The sequence below is a fragment of the Vibrio sp. QJM3NY_35 genome, assembly GCF_057785915.1.
This window is the reverse complement of record NZ_CM173508.1, coordinates 929,766-944,916: the sequence shown is the minus strand read 5'-3', so window position 1 is coordinate 944,916 and position 15,151 is coordinate 929,766. Positions and strand designations below refer to the sequence as shown.

At 43.4% G+C, this 15,151-nt stretch carries 15 protein-coding genes and 2 pseudogenes; 9 read left to right on the top strand and 8 right to left on the bottom strand.

All coding sequences use genetic code 11. From position 1 onward, the window contains the following. Positions 1 to 115: 115 nt before the first annotated feature. From ulaG to AC3CH3_RS19640, 3 genes are all read left to right on the top strand, one after another. Entirely contained in the window at positions 116 to 1,183 is a 1,068-nt protein-coding gene (gene ulaG / locus AC3CH3_RS19650) for an L-ascorbate 6-phosphate lactonase (protein ID WP_048660966.1), read from the top strand. 68 nt (positions 1,184 to 1,251) lie between these two features. After that, a complete protein-coding gene (locus AC3CH3_RS19645) occupies positions 1,252 to 1,494 on the top strand; it encodes a hypothetical protein (protein ID WP_019827032.1) in 243 nt (80 codons plus the stop codon). A 206-nt stretch (positions 1,495 to 1,700) separates the two neighbouring features. Then, a complete protein-coding gene (locus tag AC3CH3_RS19640) occupies positions 1,701 to 2,180 on the top strand; it encodes a hypothetical protein (RefSeq protein ID WP_488539070.1) in 480 nt (159 codons plus the stop codon). Positions 2,181 to 2,251: 71 nt separating this feature from the next. On the opposite strand, the gene AC3CH3_RS19635 is transcribed toward AC3CH3_RS19640, so the two are convergent. The 7 genes and pseudogenes from AC3CH3_RS19635 to AC3CH3_RS19605 form a co-directional block, all read right to left on the bottom strand. Further along, the gene (locus AC3CH3_RS19635; protein ID WP_488539069.1) at positions 2,252 to 4,483 is read right to left on the bottom strand and encodes a hypothetical protein; all 2,232 of its coding nucleotides are present in this window, start codon (positions 4,481 to 4,483) and stop codon (positions 2,252 to 2,254) included. Between the two features lie 431 nt (positions 4,484 to 4,914). Next, positions 4,915 to 5,253 carry a Fis family transcriptional regulator gene (locus AC3CH3_RS19630; protein WP_488539068.1) on the bottom strand — a complete coding sequence of 113 codons (339 nt, stop codon included), beginning with the start codon at positions 5,251 to 5,253 and terminating at the stop codon, positions 4,915 to 4,917. A 199-nt stretch (positions 5,254 to 5,452) separates the two neighbouring features. After that, positions 5,453 to 5,881: pseudogene (locus AC3CH3_RS19625) on the bottom strand (Gfo/Idh/MocA family protein); the annotation flags it as partial. After that, positions 5,873 to 6,001 (bottom strand): annotated as a pseudogene (locus tag AC3CH3_RS19620) (antibiotic biosynthesis monooxygenase); the annotation flags it as partial. The pseudogenes AC3CH3_RS19625 and AC3CH3_RS19620, both read right to left, overlap by 9 nt. Before the next feature lie 88 nt (positions 6,002 to 6,089). Then, on the bottom strand, positions 6,090 to 7,283 hold the full coding sequence (locus AC3CH3_RS19615; RefSeq protein WP_488539067.1) for a winged helix-turn-helix domain-containing protein: 1,194 nt from the start codon (positions 7,281 to 7,283) through the stop codon (positions 6,090 to 6,092). A 34-nt stretch (positions 7,284 to 7,317) separates the two neighbouring features. After that, entirely contained in the window at positions 7,318 to 7,965 is a 648-nt protein-coding gene (locus tag AC3CH3_RS19610; protein WP_488539066.1) for a DsbA family oxidoreductase, read from the bottom strand. Positions 7,966 to 8,144: 179 nt separating this feature from the next. Further along, positions 8,145 to 8,942 carry a Cof-type HAD-IIB family hydrolase gene (locus tag AC3CH3_RS19605; protein WP_488539065.1) on the bottom strand — a complete coding sequence of 266 codons (798 nt, stop codon included), beginning with the start codon at positions 8,940 to 8,942 and terminating at the stop codon, positions 8,145 to 8,147. A gap of 267 nt (positions 8,943 to 9,209) precedes the next feature. Between AC3CH3_RS19605 and AC3CH3_RS19600 the strand changes: the two genes are divergently transcribed. The 5 genes from AC3CH3_RS19600 (at position 9,210) to arsB (ending at position 13,184) form a co-directional block, all read left to right on the top strand. Beyond that, on the top strand, positions 9,210 to 10,373 hold the full coding sequence (locus AC3CH3_RS19600; RefSeq protein WP_029405757.1) for a glycosyltransferase family 2 protein: 1,164 nt from the start codon (positions 9,210 to 9,212) through the stop codon (positions 10,371 to 10,373). Further along, complete coding sequence (locus AC3CH3_RS19595) at positions 10,370 to 11,023, top strand: START domain-containing protein (protein WP_488539064.1); 654 nt, start codon at positions 10,370 to 10,372, stop codon at positions 11,021 to 11,023. Before AC3CH3_RS19600 ends, AC3CH3_RS19595 begins: the two co-directional genes overlap by 4 nt. Positions 11,024 to 11,057: 34 nt before the next feature. After that, positions 11,058 to 11,465, top strand: coding sequence for a glycine zipper family protein (locus AC3CH3_RS19590; RefSeq protein ID WP_488539063.1), 408 nt, complete (start codon positions 11,058 to 11,060; stop codon positions 11,463 to 11,465). 196 nt (positions 11,466 to 11,661) lie between these two features. After that, positions 11,662 to 12,003: an ArsR/SmtB family transcription factor gene (locus AC3CH3_RS19585; protein WP_488539062.1), complete on the top strand. Its 342-nt coding sequence runs from the start codon at positions 11,662 to 11,664 to the stop codon at positions 12,001 to 12,003. Between the two features lie 125 nt (positions 12,004 to 12,128). Further along, positions 12,129 to 13,184 (top strand): ACR3 family arsenite efflux transporter, encoded by a 1,056-nt coding sequence (arsB, locus tag AC3CH3_RS19580; protein ID WP_488539061.1) that lies wholly within the window; start codon positions 12,129 to 12,131, stop codon positions 13,182 to 13,184. 101 nt (positions 13,185 to 13,285) lie between these two features. Here the strand turns inward: arsB and AC3CH3_RS19575 are convergent, their stop codons facing one another. Continuing rightward, on the bottom strand, positions 13,286 to 14,176 hold the full coding sequence (locus AC3CH3_RS19575) for a LysR family transcriptional regulator (protein WP_488539060.1): 891 nt from the start codon (positions 14,174 to 14,176) through the stop codon (positions 13,286 to 13,288). Between the two features lie 127 nt (positions 14,177 to 14,303). Between AC3CH3_RS19575 and AC3CH3_RS19570 the strand changes: the two genes are divergently transcribed. Continuing rightward, a complete protein-coding gene (locus tag AC3CH3_RS19570; RefSeq protein WP_488539059.1) occupies positions 14,304 to 14,735 on the top strand; it encodes a PACE efflux transporter in 432 nt (143 codons plus the stop codon). Positions 14,736 to 15,151: the final 416 nt, after the last annotated feature.

Genomic DNA, 15,151 nt, shown 5'->3' with positions numbered 1-15,151 from the left:
AGGGCTAACTAGCCCACCAATAATAATAAATTTAGCTCAGTGCCTTAATCCAAATTAAGGCGCTCGGTTCCCTACATCCAAAATTAATCAAATTATTGAAATAAAAGGTATTATCATGAGCAATGTAAACGAAATCACTCGCGAGTCTTGGATCCTAAATACATTCCCTGAGTGGGGCACATGGTTAAATGAAGAGATTGAACAAACGGTTGTGCAACCGGGTACGTTTTCTATGTGGTGGCTGGGTTGTACAGGTATTTGGCTAAAATCAGAAGAAGGTGCAAACCTATCAATGGACTTCTGGTGTGGTACTGGTAAAAAAACACAAGCCGTTCAAAAAATGAAAAACCAGCACCAAATGATGCGTATGGGCGGTGTGGAAGCACTTCAACCAAACCTACGTACCGCGATCTTCCCATTGGACCCTTTCGCTATCAAAGAGATCGATGCAGTTATGGCATCTCATGACCACGGCGACCACATCGATATCAACGTTGCAGCGGCGGTTCTACAAAACTGCGGCGACCACGTTAAATTCATTGGTCCTAAAGCGTGTGTTGATTTATGGATGAAATGGGGTGTGCCAGAAGATCGTTGTGTTATCGCGAAAGTTGGCGACGAGATTAAGATCAAAGACGTCAATATTAAGGTTCTTGATGCATTCGACCGTACTGCACTTGTAACACTACCAGAAGGGACTTCTTCTATAGACAAAGAAATTCTAGACGGCATGGATGACCGCGCAGTGAACTACTTGGTAGAAACAACCGGTGGCTCTGTTTACCACTCTGGCGACTCTCACTACTCTAATTACTACGCTAAACACGGTAATGATCACAAGATCGACGTTGCACTGCTTTCTTACGGTGAGAACCCACGTGGCGTAACAGACAAAATGACATCTTCAGACATTCTTCGTGCTGCTGAGTCTTTGAACTGTGAAGTGGTTGTTCCGTTCCACCACGACATTTGGGCGAACTTCCAAAACGACCCCCGTGAAATCGAAATGTTGTGGAACATGAAGAAAGAACGCCTGCAATACGGATTTGCTCCTTTCTTCTGGCAAGTAGGTGGTAAATACACTTACCCTACAGATAAAGGTCGCATGCACTACCAACACTTCCGCGGCTTTGCTGACATCTTCAAAAATGACCCAGAACTGCCATACCGCGCATTCTTGTAATCATTAGTAACCACTTTAACTAGGGAGCGATTCGTTCCCTTTTTTCATCATCGAATAAGGACATTGATATGGTATTACGCGAATTTAAGAATCACTTTACTCGTGGTGATTTGAAAGCAGCCATTGGTGTTGTTTCGCCTTGTGCTAATGGCTATTACTTAATGGTGAAAAGCAATCAGTGGGGTGTGAACAGTTTTCTTGAATCTGATAGAAAGATGCAACCCAGAGTATTTAAGACTCGACAGGCGCTGTTGAATGCGGCAAAAGCGATCGGTTTTCCTTACCACTCGATCGATATCCAACATCTCTAGCCGATAATATTCCGATTAAATTAAGATCGTTGAAAACCGTTATTCCAGCGGAATAAGCAAACCATTCACCTTATGAATAAAACAAAGCAGAAAGCATTTATTAATCCACTCGATAAAAATAATTCTTACAATTAAGCGTGTTTATTCGTTAATAATATTGTTACTCAACGGCATAATAGTGATGAATCCATTCAACGAGTTAGGTTGTGTTCTGCAAGCGCCTTTTGGCATTGGTTTTACCCATTTCTGTTATCTTTTCTATGCACGCTGAAACCTTTGGTGAGCGAATAGAGCGCATCGAGCAAGAAAATGCACTAGCGAAAACAATCAGCGAGACACAAGCAGAGCTCATACAGAAGGTAGTACAAACCAACCACTGCGCCAAAGTGGCATTAGTCCATCACCACCGAATTTTAGGCCAATACAAAAAGCCAACCTCGTCTTCTGAACTATTCGTTAAATGGCGAGAGTTAGGCAAGCAACTAGACAACAAATATGAGACGAATTACCCGGGCTATCCCAAGCATGTATTTCAAGAATACCCAACCGCTTCAAGCAAGGTTGATGGTTATTTATTTGCTCTAATTGACAATGGTTTGAACGAAAAGTCATGGATAGCCAAAGAGTTCAAACAGTGCAAACAGTGCAAACAGTGCAAAAACAATAAGCTAATCTCAAGAACTTAGCTTAAATTCCATGCTCAAGGCTTCCCCGAAAAGAAGCCCATTTAACAAGAACAATCACTTTCAATATCCGCCTAATAAAGTAAGAACAGCCCTTCATAGCCACCGATCTCTATTTGCGTGACATACTCTCCGATGTTGCCGTTTGCATCGACAGGCTTCATTGGAACGTCTAATACAATCGTCAGTTTCTCTGTCTCATAAAAGCTCGCATTCTTACCGTGGAAATCCGTACGGTACAACACTCGCCCCTTATCAAACTCTCTCGCCAACACCATATCTTCCGGACCACCAGCCACAACTAACCGCTCAGACTGATGTAAGAAATAGGTATACGTAGGCAATACGTGAGTCATTGCGTCGGGTAAGTCTGCATGTACCATTTCATGCATCGATGAGTCACCCACAATGGTGTAATCCGTAGGTACCGGTGTACTTGTCGAAAGCATCAAGGGAATGGCTTCGAAGCCTTCAGGAATAAGATTGCTCGGTTCGCCCAAGTCAACGGCCAATAACGAACTTGGTTGGTAGGCGATGTTTTTAGGGACACCACTTTGCCAGAAATTGTCGGCAATCGTGTTGCTACTTCCATAGACGTAGCCATTATTCCACTGATTAAAATAGCTATGCTGAGCATGACGATTAAGATGGTATATCGCTAAAGCTGAATATTGGTCTTGTTTCCAGTTCTCTTCGCTATTTCCAAAATACTGAACTCGTCCGTAACGTGTTGTCGCCTGAAAAATAACACTTTGCCCATTATAGGCGAGCGCTGAGTTATCCCAGAATTTAGATATCCCCGAGTAACCACTAAATCCAGTAGACGGAAAAATATAGTGCTCTCTTAGATACAGAGATCCCGCCTCGCTAAGATGAGACTGCCCATTTCTACCCAGCAAGTTCGCCGTACCAATGTTCAACCCAATAGACGCATCACTTTCTAAAGCAGATAAATCCTTGAGAAAAGCCGAAAATTGTTGCTTGTAGAGGCCATCTGCTTCATTCGAACCCACGACGGCTCCTAACTCTTGAACGTGCCCGCCAGAGTGAACATAGAACTGGTTCGAACCAATCAGCTTATTGGTGTCGTCGTTGTACGCGCCATTCAAACCTTGGCTTGCCCAGCTTTGCTTGTAGTAGCGATGAATGGCGGATAAATAATCCGTGTTTGCAACATTCGTCAACGACCAAGATGAATTCGAGCTCCACATTCGACCGAAGGGCACCACTCTTGATTCCCAACGAAAACGTGCGGTCGCGTTCTTATTAGTTCGATTTCGATATTCGCTTGGCGACAGGTAATTATCACCATCTAGGTCTGCAGACACGTCAAAGCCACGGATTTTTCTCCACTGGCTAATAGCATTGCCATCCGGTGTTGTGGTCGGAGCGTCGGTTAATTTGACGGTTGGAAAACTGTTTTTGAGTTTCACTTCTTTTAAACGTGGTCTGTCGTCGGCGCTCTCGCTTTGCCAACGAACTCTCACAACGTATAAGCGTCCGCCATCTCTCAAAAAGGTTGAGCCAAAGTACTGGCCGCCGCCATAACTCGCCCCGCTCCCATCATGAGTTGTGGCTCTTACCCAGTTATCCGGAAGGTTCCAAATCACCGATTGGTTTTTGATCATATTGAGCGTTTTGTCTTTCTTTACATCAAGCCTTTCCCACTGTGAAACCCTTCCGTGAGAATCAATAGCCGTTGGGTATTCAATCCAAAATTCACCACTGCCAGCAAACTGTGATAACTTAAAGGTCAGCCGTTCGAACTGCTCAGCATGATAGACATACAATGCCCCGCCCTGTTCGTAATTCTCGAACACATCGGCATCCCAAGGAGGGTCTTGATACAGCCAAAAGCCAGCATGGTCTTCACTGGCTGTATAGCCCAAGATCATAGGTTTTCGGTTTAAAAGCGTCTTTTCGCCATGAGTTTTATCAACTTCGGCAATAACAGTATCTTCAGAAAAGTGCAGGAAATAGTCTTCGAAATTGAGGCCTTCTAACTCAGCTTGGTTACGGAGATCGTTCTCCAACCAACCCGAGTTAATCGCCATGACTTGGTTGTACATATAACCAATTGTCGTGGCCCGCTCATTGTCGGCTTTGTCGGCATAAGCTCCGAACACAATATCACTGTTGGAAATTTCCCAATCAATGACGGCATTCGCAGATAGTGGGGAGCCCGAAAGATCAACACCAACTTCATGTTGCCCTGGCAGCACAAGCGCTGTACCAACAGCAAAAGCGTAACCAGCGATTAAACATGACGGTATGAGTGCGAGCAGCCCAGAAATGTAGGTTTTCATGATTCAAATTTCCTAATCGATACTGTCATGCCTTAAATCACAAGACGAAAAGTCAGCCAACTTACGTGTCAATTTAGGAATCAAAATACGAAAAAAGTATCGACTACATGGCTCTATTGTTCAAGTGCTCGTCTGTCTTGTTTCATCGGTGGCAAGTAAAACGAGCAAATGCCGATTCAAAATCAATGTATTAAGGAAAATATAAGTTTTTGTGATTTTAATTTTATTTGGAAACCAAGTATCTCCGGCTAACGAGAAATCAGCTCAGATTTTCTCAAAATGAGAATAATACGGTTTGGAAGATGAGAAGTTATCAGAGCCTAGAACTCAAAATAGGACTTGGATTTGCTGTATCGAATCTCAGTTTGAGCACCACACTATTGAAACTCAATTTGGATAGGCTGCCTAAACAAGAACGATGACAACGCACCTTAAAGCCTCTTGTTCCACTTCCCTTGGTGGTCACGGTCGCAATTTTCTTGTGTATCGTAACTGACGTGTTTATCGATATTCTTCAATGTAATCCCAACCTGACTAAACGCCTTTTGGATAGCAACAGAGACCTCCTGCTGACCTCCACCCTCTAAGAAGTTCGTTCTATCCTGATTGGTGTCGAATACGCAGACGATTTGCAAACTTTGCGGGAATGAAGAGAAATTGACCGTATGAGTCACCCAAAGAAAACCATCGTAGCTTTTCAACGTATCTTCACACACGTCCGTTAACACGTCTCTGATTTGATTTTCGATCTTCTTATCTGATTTGCGCATGAAGCAAACTTCCTATTTAACACCTTAAAAAATAAGGTTTTTCGGTCAATATTGTCTTAACCGACATTGGACACTGTGGCTGTTTCAAATGCAAAGTATTTGTGGGAGATAATTAGCGAGAAGATTTAGAGGAAACGTCTCATGCTTGATCACTGACGAGGCAATCAAACATGGGAAGAATATGGAATTTACGAAGATCTTAGCTCGCCGCTTGTTCCCAATCAGTCAGTAACTTCATGATTACGCGAGAGTCTTGATGAGTTGCCATTGGCGCAGCAAGTTGTGTGTCACCTCGCTCAACTGCTTGGCGAACATTACGCACTTGATAGTGGAAGCCGTCGCCTTGCGCTTCGACTTTCACTTCACGTGTCGACGTCTCATAGATCTCAACCGTGAATGTGTTTTCTTCGGTCGGTAGCCATGGGTTGGTGTCGAGCGTGATGCAGCCTTTGCTACCTAGAATCGTAAAACCATGCTTTAAGCCGTGGTCTTCTGCGGTGTGGATTTGCGCGGTAAAACGCTCGTTGAAATGCATCATCGCCGAAGATTCACAGATATTGCCATCTTGGCCTCGTCGCCCTATTGCTGAGATCTGCACATCATCAAACACACTCTCACCAAATTGCTGATTGATCGCCTCACGGCTTTCATATTGCTCAAGCAGGATCACTCGGTCGCTTTGGTTTTGATCATAGGTTGCAATCGCTTGTAGGCAGCCTGGCTGGCTCTGCATGTCTAAGCAAAACCAAGCAACTGTCATTGAAGAACCGAACCTTTGTCGAGTTCTTGTTAGCCTCTCTACTGAGCAACTCAGATTTCTCTAAACAATAAAGCTGCTAAACTGTTTGCCAATGGTTCATCAAACGTTTTCCAAGATCAGAAGGTGTAGTGTTATGGACGATCATCTCATCACATTGGTTGAACACCATGAAGTGTTTGAGCTCATCACATAAAGCATGAACGAATGATTCATGGTTTTTGATTCGATCTTCAACAACCAAGTTGAGAATATTGAGCAAGCCACGCTTCCTGTCAACCTTACAATCCATTCGTGCCACCAGCTCACCTTGCCACAGTATCGGCAAACTAAAGTAACCAAACTGGCGCTTGGCTTCAGGAACATAACACTCAAGAAGGTAATCAAAGTTAAACAGTGATTGCATTCGCTTACGCTGAATCAACAGATTATCGAACGGAGACAGTATCTTTAACTTAGTTCGGGAAAGAGGCTGGCTCAGCAGTTCAAATGCATTAGGCAACACATAATAATCAATACCTTGAACATCCACCTTCATGACTTGTTTGTCTTCAAGCATCTGTTGGAGTGTCTTCTGTATCAGTGGTTTAGTGTTCTTGAGTAGATAGCTCATCTCCGATGCAATGCCCACACCGTTCGCTTCTAAATAACGAGTGATCAGATGCTCGATATACTCTTGTTCCGTTGGTTTAGAGGTATCAATACCACTCGGTAAAACTCGCTCGGTTAGGTCATACACCTTATGAAAGTTCACTCGGCTTGGCACCATTAAGTCACCTTGCATAAACAAAGTCTCTAGCGCCTGTTTGGCCGGTTTACCGCCCCATCCGCCGGGGTTTGGTTTATCCCCTTCAAAGTCTTTCGCCATCAATGGCCCTTCATTCTCAATTCGCTTGAGAACATGAGCCATCAGTGCGTCATCCTTTTTATACCAATGCTTGAGCTTACCGCTGGCAAACCCATTCTTGCGATGTAGGCTGAATCGGTAATCACGCATGGGTAAATACGCGGCGGCATGCGACCAAAACTCAAACACCTCTCGGCGCTCTAACAGCTTATCTAGATGATCAAGCTGGTAGTCTTGATTACGATTCCACAGCGTATGGTGGTGAGCTCGTTGAATCACAGAGATGGTATCAATTTGCACATACCCAAGGTTTTCAATCGCAGACAGCGTGTTCGCCAAAGCGCCGCCATTGCGTTGCTTTTTAGGTGGCAGATTTTGCGAAAGCAGTACCATTTTTTGCGCCTGAGCGAGTGACAATGATTCCATGAGATTCAGACTCTAATTGATATCAATGATCGGCTTATGATTCAGCAATAAGTTCTTGAAGGATTTGCTTGTACGTTTCTACCGTCTGAGCACCTGTTACCGCACTTTTACGATTGAATACCACTGTTGGCACCGCTGAAATACCCATGCGTTGCCATTCAAACTCTTGCGCTTCAATTTGCTTCAAGTTTTCAGTGTTTTTTAGGCGCTTCAGTGCCTTCGTTGAATCGAGCCCAACCGCTTCCAGTTCTTGCGCGATAACCTCAAGATCAGACAGATCTTTCTGCTCTGAAAAATGCGCAGTGAAGAAGCGTAGCTTTAACTCAGTCTGTTTACCGTGCGCGAGAGCAAAATCAAGCAACACATGTAAGTGGCGTGAATTGACCATTCTCATGCTGTCATAGAAGTTGAAATCGAAACCGACTGCTTTGCCGCGAGCAGCCAACTGTTCACGGGAGCTTTGACTCTCTTCTGCACTAGAACCATATTTTCTCATGATATGATCACGCAGGTTCTCGCCCTCTTGCGGCATATCCGGATTCAGTTCAAACGGCTGCCATTCAAGTTCAATCTGACTTTCTAAACCAAGTTCTGTAACGGCTTGATCCAAGTTTTTGTAACCGACCACGCACCACGGGCACATTACGTCAGAAATAATATCGAGTTGAAGTTTATTGCTCATAATCATTCCAAATATCGTTGCTAAGGCGTATCCAATTCGAAGTGGATACCCATCTTTTTGATTAGACTACAACAAGCTGAACACTCGTTCAAATTTAACTAACTAAACATTAGCGAACAAAAAAGCCAACTCATGTTAGCGAGTTGGCTTTGATAAAAATCGGATTGAGCTTAACCGCGTTACGCTAGCAGCTTCTCTAGCACTTGGAACACACCTGCATCGATGTTACTTGGCGCGCCAAAACGAGCGATCTCTTTCAGCTTTGGATGTGCATTTTCCATCGCATAAGAGTGGTAGCTCTCTTTAAGCATTTCCAAGTCATTGAGGTAGTCACCAAAACTCATGGTCTCCTCGTAAGTGAAGCCGAGTGTGTTTTGTAGATGTTTGATTGCCGCGCCTTTTGATGCCTCAGCGTTCATCACATCTAGCCAGATTTTTGCACTCACAACCACTTGGTAATTCTCACCAAACTTGGTATTAATGCTTGGGTTCACTTTCTCTTGTGAACCGTCGAAGTGACAGATAGCAACCTTGATAAATTCATCTTCTACCGCCAGTAAGTCTTCAACTTGCTCACGACGGTGGTAGTACTTAGAGATCTCCGCTAGAGCACGCTCATCTTTGGTTTCAATGTATGCAGACTTCTTACCACATAGCACCACATGCGCCCCTTCAATCGCTCGAGCTTCTTTGATGATCTCTTTGATGGCATCGGTATCAAGCAAGCAGCTGTATAGCTCTTGCCCTTTATGCATCACCAATGTGCCGTTTTCAGCAATGAACATCATGCGATCTTTAAGTGGAGCAAAGGTTTCCATCAAGCTGTAGTACTGACGACCCGATGCCGCAGCAAAAATAATGTCTTGAGCTTCTAAACGCTCATAAATATTAAAAAATTCTGGGTCTAGCTTTCCGTGTTCATTAAGCAGAGTGCCGTCCATATCAGCAGCGATAAATTTGATGTTCTGTTGTGGCATTTCAGGGCTTACCTATAAGTAAAAATTAAAATGTAAATTATGATTTTCGTTATCTTTTGTAACGGTTCTGCGTTCGATTATATCGCTAGAGTAGCCAGTGAATGCAATGCTTATTTCTGAGCTCTAATAAATCGCTTCAAACGCAAAACTGAGCTAACCGACATGTCGCTTTGAATGATTGAGTCCTACATACCAGAGGTGAACAAAACCCCTCAAGGCTATACGATCCTTAGACCTCTATCACTTTATTTGTTGACCACTGTAATCATGATTCTAGCTATCACTTCGACTTTGTTTTGCATCGTTACCATCAAGTTTTTAATCACACTTGCCAATTTAGCGCGCCATCGCGTTCACATTACGCCTAAAATTTCGTTGAACCGAACCAAGTGGCCAACCGTGTCCATTATTATCCCTGCGAGAAATGAAGAAGATAATATTGAGACCAGCCTCAGTTCGCTAATGAAGCAAAACTACCCAAAAGACAGGTTTGAAATCATCGTGGTTGATGATTTTTCTACTGATTCGACAAGGGCCATTGTTGATACGCTAATCGACGTATCGAGTGTTAACGTTCGCTGCATATCGGGAAGGAAATTACCACCCAATTGGCTAGGGAAAAGTAATGCTTGCATGGTGGGCTCACAGCAAGCAACGGGTGAGTATTTGTATTTTATCGATGCTGATACAAAGTCTGAACCCTTGATGCTACAGAGCGTTATCCATTTCGCCTCAAGACACAAAACGGATTTGCTGTCGTTCAACCCTAGGCAAGCATTCACATCAACCGTTGAGAAAATCACCTTACCCGGCATATTTCTTTCAATCGCGTCTTACATGAACTTCAAGAACGCAAACGACAAGTCAAAAGCAGACGCCATTGCTAACGGCCAAGCCATGCTTTTTACACGAAAGTCATACGATGCGGTAGGTGGGCATACTGCGGTAGCGAATGAGATATCCGAAGACATCGCTTTTGCAAAACTCATGAAGATGTGCGGACTAAAAGCGTTTTGGGCTTTTGCAGACAAGCTCATGAGTACTCATATGTATTCAGACTTTGGTTCAATTTGGGCGGGCTTCTCCAAAAATATGAATCTTATTGTAAATTGCCAATCAAGATTCCAAGTACTTGGTGAATTCATCAAAACGAATATCATTGCATGGGCTGCCCCGGTGATGCTGCTTGTATCAACTCACCATTTCATCGGAGATCCTTCATCAATCAATACCTACTCCTTAGCGATCAATGCTCTGATGTTGCTCGCGTCCATTGTCACTTATCTTATTTTGATCAAAGAACTCTTTATACCAGCTCGTTATGCGCTAACCGTGCCTTTGGGGATTTCATTGCAAAGTTTGTTGATTCTCAACAGTTATCGCTTGTCAAAGAGCAATAAAATCACTTGGAAAGGACGAGCACTGTCGTGATCAGCAAGATTCTAACTTTCATTCTGGTTGCGACGTCTTTTTCAGTGTTAGCGTCGGATGGCAATGAGTGGAAGCTCGTACGTAATAAGCAAGGCATCGAAGTCTACAATCGAAAAGTTGAAGGTAACGACTTTAAGGAGTTTCGGGCAGAAGCTGATATCCAAGCCAATCTTACTTCAATCATCGCTTTGTTTACGGATACTTCAGTAGGCACTCAATGGGTAGAGAACATTGATGAAATGGAAGAAATCAAACATTTTAGCGATGCTCATACTATCACTAAAACCTATACAAAAGCACCTTGGCCTGTCTCAGATCGTGAAGCCATTGTCGAGAACGTAATTAGCCAGGAACCAAACACATTAATAGTCACAATCGAACAACATGGGAAACCGAATTACCTTCCAAACAACAAGAAAGTGATTCGAGTCGCAAAGCTCGAGTCTCGCTGGGTTCTCACACCAATAGATAAAGAAACAACTCATATTTCTTATCAAGTATTGAGTGACCCTGGGGGATCTATCCCATCTTGGTTAATCAATATGGTCGCTGTATCTCAACCTTACAACACGCTCCTAGGGCTATCTAAAATATTGAATTCAAAAGATTATATCGCTCATACTCTTGATTTCATCAAAGACTATAAATAATCAAAACACAACAAACACTCTAGAGGTATACAGTGTGAAAATTAAATTCACTCCTTTTGCTGCGATCTTACTAACGGTATCAAGTGCAGCATTTGCAAATCAAGTCATTGTTGATACTAAAGGCATTGATGAAACGCAATATCATGCAGACATATATGAATGTGAACAGTACGCTAAGCAAGTTAGGCCTGAGGAAGTTGACTCTCTTGGAAAGTATATTGTGGGCTCAACCACCAAGGGAGCTGCGCTTGGTGCGTTAGGTGGAGCGGTGTCTGGCGGGAGTGGTCATGATGGCGCAAAAGCTGGCGCTGGCATCGGTATTATCAGCGGTGCTTTAAAGCACGACGCTCAAAAAAGACAATCCGCCGAGCTATCTGAGCAGCAGAAGTTTCAAGTTAATCGTAACTGCATGATCAATCGAGGCTATACCGTGCTCAACTAGAGCATAATCCAGAAAGTAAAGTGGCATTTAATCGACATTAAACGCCATTTTACTTGGTTGAGCCATCACTAAGTTCAACCACCATAACTAAATCGTCCGTTAAAATCGGACCGAATTGACACCGAGCATTGACCCTTATATAAAATGGGCTTACTATCAATCGTCTTTTAACGATTGTGAAAAGCGAAACATCAATATGAACGAAACTTGCTCTACAACTGGTGGCTGTGCTCTACCAATCGGACATGGTGATACCGAAGCTGAAAAGCAAATGGCAGCTCTAGCCAAAGCGCTCGCTCACCCGGCAAGAGTTCGTATATTGAGTATCCTTTCAACGCTAGAAAAATCGGGCGGCTGTTTGAACAGCGACTTGGTTAGCGAATTAGGTTTAGCTCAATCGACTGTATCAGAGCATCTAAGAATATTGAAAACCTCAGGTTTCATCACTGCTGAATCGATACCACCGAAGATGTGCTACCGCATTAATCGAGATAATATTCAGCAATTTGAGACGCTAATCGACACCATTTTGAAATAGATTTATCGCGCTTAGTTTGTCGAATACGGAATAAACTAAGCGTATTTTTTGCTTTACAATATCGCTTTTCGACGATTGACGATTGACGATTGACGATTGACGATATCAACCAAAGAGAAAATATCATGAAACCAAAGTTAGGTTTTCTAGATCGCTACTTAACACTGTGGATCTTTATTGCCATGGGTCTTGGTGTATTGCTTGGCACCCTATTCCCACAGATCGAACAGTGGAACGAATCTATGTCTGTTGGTACCACCAACATTCCGCTTGCGATTGGCCTTATCTTAATGATGTACCCACCTCTGGCTAAGGTTAACTACAACCTGCTAGGCACCGTGGTAAAAGATAAGAAAGCGATCAAGCTATCTTTGATCATGAACTGGCTTGTTGGCCCAATTCTAATGTTTGTATTGGCACTGACTTTCTTGGGTGACCACCCAGGTTACATGGTCGGCGTGATTCTGATTGGTCTTGCTCGTTGTGTGGCGATGGTGCTGGTTTGGAACGACATCGGTGGCGGTAACAAAGAGTATGGCGCGGCATTGGTTGCTCTAAACAGTGCATTCCAAGTGGTGAGCTACAGCTTTATGGCGTGGTTGTTCATCAGCGTTCTTCCACCAGTATTTGGTTACGAAGGCATGTTGGTTGATATCTCGATGATCGACATTGCACACAGTGTACTTATCTACCTAGGTATCCCATTCCTAGCGGGCTTCCTAAGCCGTAAGATCCTTGTGTCGATTAAAGGCGAGCAGTGGTACAACGATGTGTTTATTCCACGTATCTCTCCAATCACACTGATTGCACTACTGGCAACTATCGTTCTGATGTTCAGCCTAAAAGGCGAGATGATTGTAGAACTGCCAATGGACGTATTGTTGATTGCGGTTCCACTGACTATCTACTTCACAGCGATGTTCTTCATCAGCTTCTTCATTGGTAAGAAGATGGGTATTGAATACGACAAGAACGCATCAATTGCATTCACAGCGACTGGTAACAACTTCGAGCTAGCGATTGCCGTTGCTATCTCAGTATTCGGTATCAACTCAGACCAAGCGTTTGCCGGTGTTATCGGTCCACTGATTGAAGTACCAGTGCTGATTTACCTAGTGAACGTAGCGCTTAAGATGAAAGACAAGTACTACAACGGTCAGACGGTTAAACCTAGCGTCTAGCATCTACGTCTACACCTAGAACTAGAACTAGAACTAGAACTAACAAAAAGCAGCATCACTTTGAACAGAAAGGCTCACACGTAAAACGGTGAGCCTTTTCTTTATTCAGTTTCGTCTAATAGGCCTTTCAATGCTTGTTCAAGCCAAAGTAATGCAGGACCTTTTGAGCGTGTTTTAGACAGAACAAGATCAACGGGCGGTGACCATGTTTTGTGATCGAATGAGACATTAATCTCCACTAAACGCTGCTTATTCAGCTCCTCTTCGACAAGGTGCTTGGGTAAGTATGCCCACCCAATATCGCTGCCGAGCACCATCTCTTTGATAACAATAAAGCTGTTTGACCACCATACCTTTCCGGCAATCAGTGGAAACTGATCCATCACCTTACCTTTGTCTCCCCTCAGCATGAGCTGACGATGCGGGAGTAAATCAGAGAGTTTCGCGACACCTGTTTTTGCGAGTGAATGACTCGGGTGACACACGGCAATAAACGGTAGGTGGCCGATAAAGCATGGCTCAGAACCGACATCAAAAGCCAAATTGGTAAACATTAATCCAATGTCGGCTCTCTCTTCGATAATCAACGGATTGACCTCTGTCGTGGTACACGCAACCAGTTCGACTTCCGTCGCAGGGAACTGTTTACTGAACTGACTAAGGATCTTAGATAGGTTCGGGACCAATAATGAATCATCTAAAGCAATTTTGATGAGCCCCTCTTCACCGCTACCCATCGCACTAACCGTCACATTCAGATCTTCAACCTGCAGCACGATTGCTTTCACTTGTTTAAATAACTGCTCGCCCGCTTTGGTTAGTGAAGGCTTTCGAGTCGAACGGTCAAAAAGTTGAACATTAAAATCTATTTCAAGATTACTGATACCTTGGCTTACCGCCGACTGGACCTTGCCCAACTCACGAGCACTGGCAGAAAATGACCCTAATTCAACGGCATACACAAACATCTTCAGCTGTTCTATGTTGTACATTCGGTATCTCCCAACACTTACTATCACCATATGTGATGCTAACTATCTTTATATTATCACTTAAATAGATATTATCTAGGCAAGTCATTGGCCCATAGAGGCTAGAAAACATAAAGAGAGTAAAAAGATGTCACATAAAGAACGCATGTTACACATGGTGCTATTTGAATTAGCAGCTTTGATTTTGATGGCCGTGGCGGCAACTTACATTGTCGGTGGCGGAACAGTAAAAATGGCAGGCTTGGCGTTATCTTTGTCGCTGATAGCGATGACGTGGAACTACGTCTACAACTACGGCTACGACAAAATTTACGGAACAGACCGAAGCGAAAGAACCACGAAAACACGTATCTTGCACGGATTAGGTTTTGAACTTGGCTTGATGTCAGTGACTCTACCTGTCTTGATGTGGGTTCTACAACTCGACTTCCTAACCGTACTGATCATGGACATCGGCCTAGTGATTTTCTTCGTACTTTACGCGATTGCGTTCAACTGGGCATACGACTCGGTTCGAGATCAATTGGTAGCGAAAGGAAAAGTGGCAGCTCTGGTTTAGAGCCCAAAGTTCGTAGCATAGAACGAGAACATACAACCAAATTAAACTGCCAAACTCCACTATAGTTGGCAGTTTATTCATTTATGCATATAAGCTCATTTATTAACGCCCCTCTAACATAGTAAGAACATCACATAGCACTTCCCAATTAAGTCTAATTATCCACCACTCACGAAGTGGCATCACAAATCTAAACAGAAACTCCTCGTACCAGTTGTGCATCCGTTTACATACAGGTAATTTTAGCGGCCTCGAAACATATCCATCCGAACAATGACGTTCATGCGAGCGTCTTTTCCGAGCAAAAGTGTTCGGATTAACATTTCAAGTGACTTTAATTAACAATTTTATGCTCAAACGCTCACTTTTAATGTTCGTTTATTTTCGAGTTCGCAAATATATGCACAATACACGTG

Coding starts and splice junctions, on each gene's coding strand:
- AC3CH3_RS19610 (WP_488539066.1), bottom strand. CDS start 7,965: ATGAGCAATAAACTTCAACTCGATATTATTTCTGACGTAATGTGCCCG.
- AC3CH3_RS19615 (WP_488539067.1), bottom strand. CDS start 7,283: ATGGAATCATTGTCACTCGCTCAGGCGCAAAAAATGGTACTGCTTTCG.
- ulaG (WP_048660966.1), top strand. CDS start 116: ATGAGCAATGTAAACGAAATCACTCGCGAGTCTTGGATCCTAAATACA.
- AC3CH3_RS19570 (WP_488539059.1), top strand. CDS start 14,304: ATGTCACATAAAGAACGCATGTTACACATGGTGCTATTTGAATTAGCA.
- AC3CH3_RS19605 (WP_488539065.1), bottom strand. CDS start 8,942: ATGCCACAACAGAACATCAAATTTATCGCTGCTGATATGGACGGCACT.
- AC3CH3_RS19635 (WP_488539069.1), bottom strand. CDS start 4,483: ATGAAAACCTACATTTCTGGGCTGCTCGCACTCATACCGTCATGTTTA.
- AC3CH3_RS19645 (WP_019827032.1), top strand. CDS start 1,252: ATGGTATTACGCGAATTTAAGAATCACTTTACTCGTGGTGATTTGAAA.
- AC3CH3_RS19585 (WP_488539062.1), top strand. CDS start 11,662: ATGAACGAAACTTGCTCTACAACTGGTGGCTGTGCTCTACCAATCGGA.
- AC3CH3_RS19600 (WP_029405757.1), top strand. CDS start 9,210: ATGATTCTAGCTATCACTTCGACTTTGTTTTGCATCGTTACCATCAAG.
- AC3CH3_RS19630 (WP_488539068.1), bottom strand. CDS start 5,253: ATGCGCAAATCAGATAAGAAGATCGAAAATCAAATCAGAGACGTGTTA.
- AC3CH3_RS19575 (WP_488539060.1), bottom strand. CDS start 14,176: ATGTACAACATAGAACAGCTGAAGATGTTTGTGTATGCCGTTGAATTA.
- arsB (WP_488539061.1), top strand. CDS start 12,129: ATGAAACCAAAGTTAGGTTTTCTAGATCGCTACTTAACACTGTGGATC.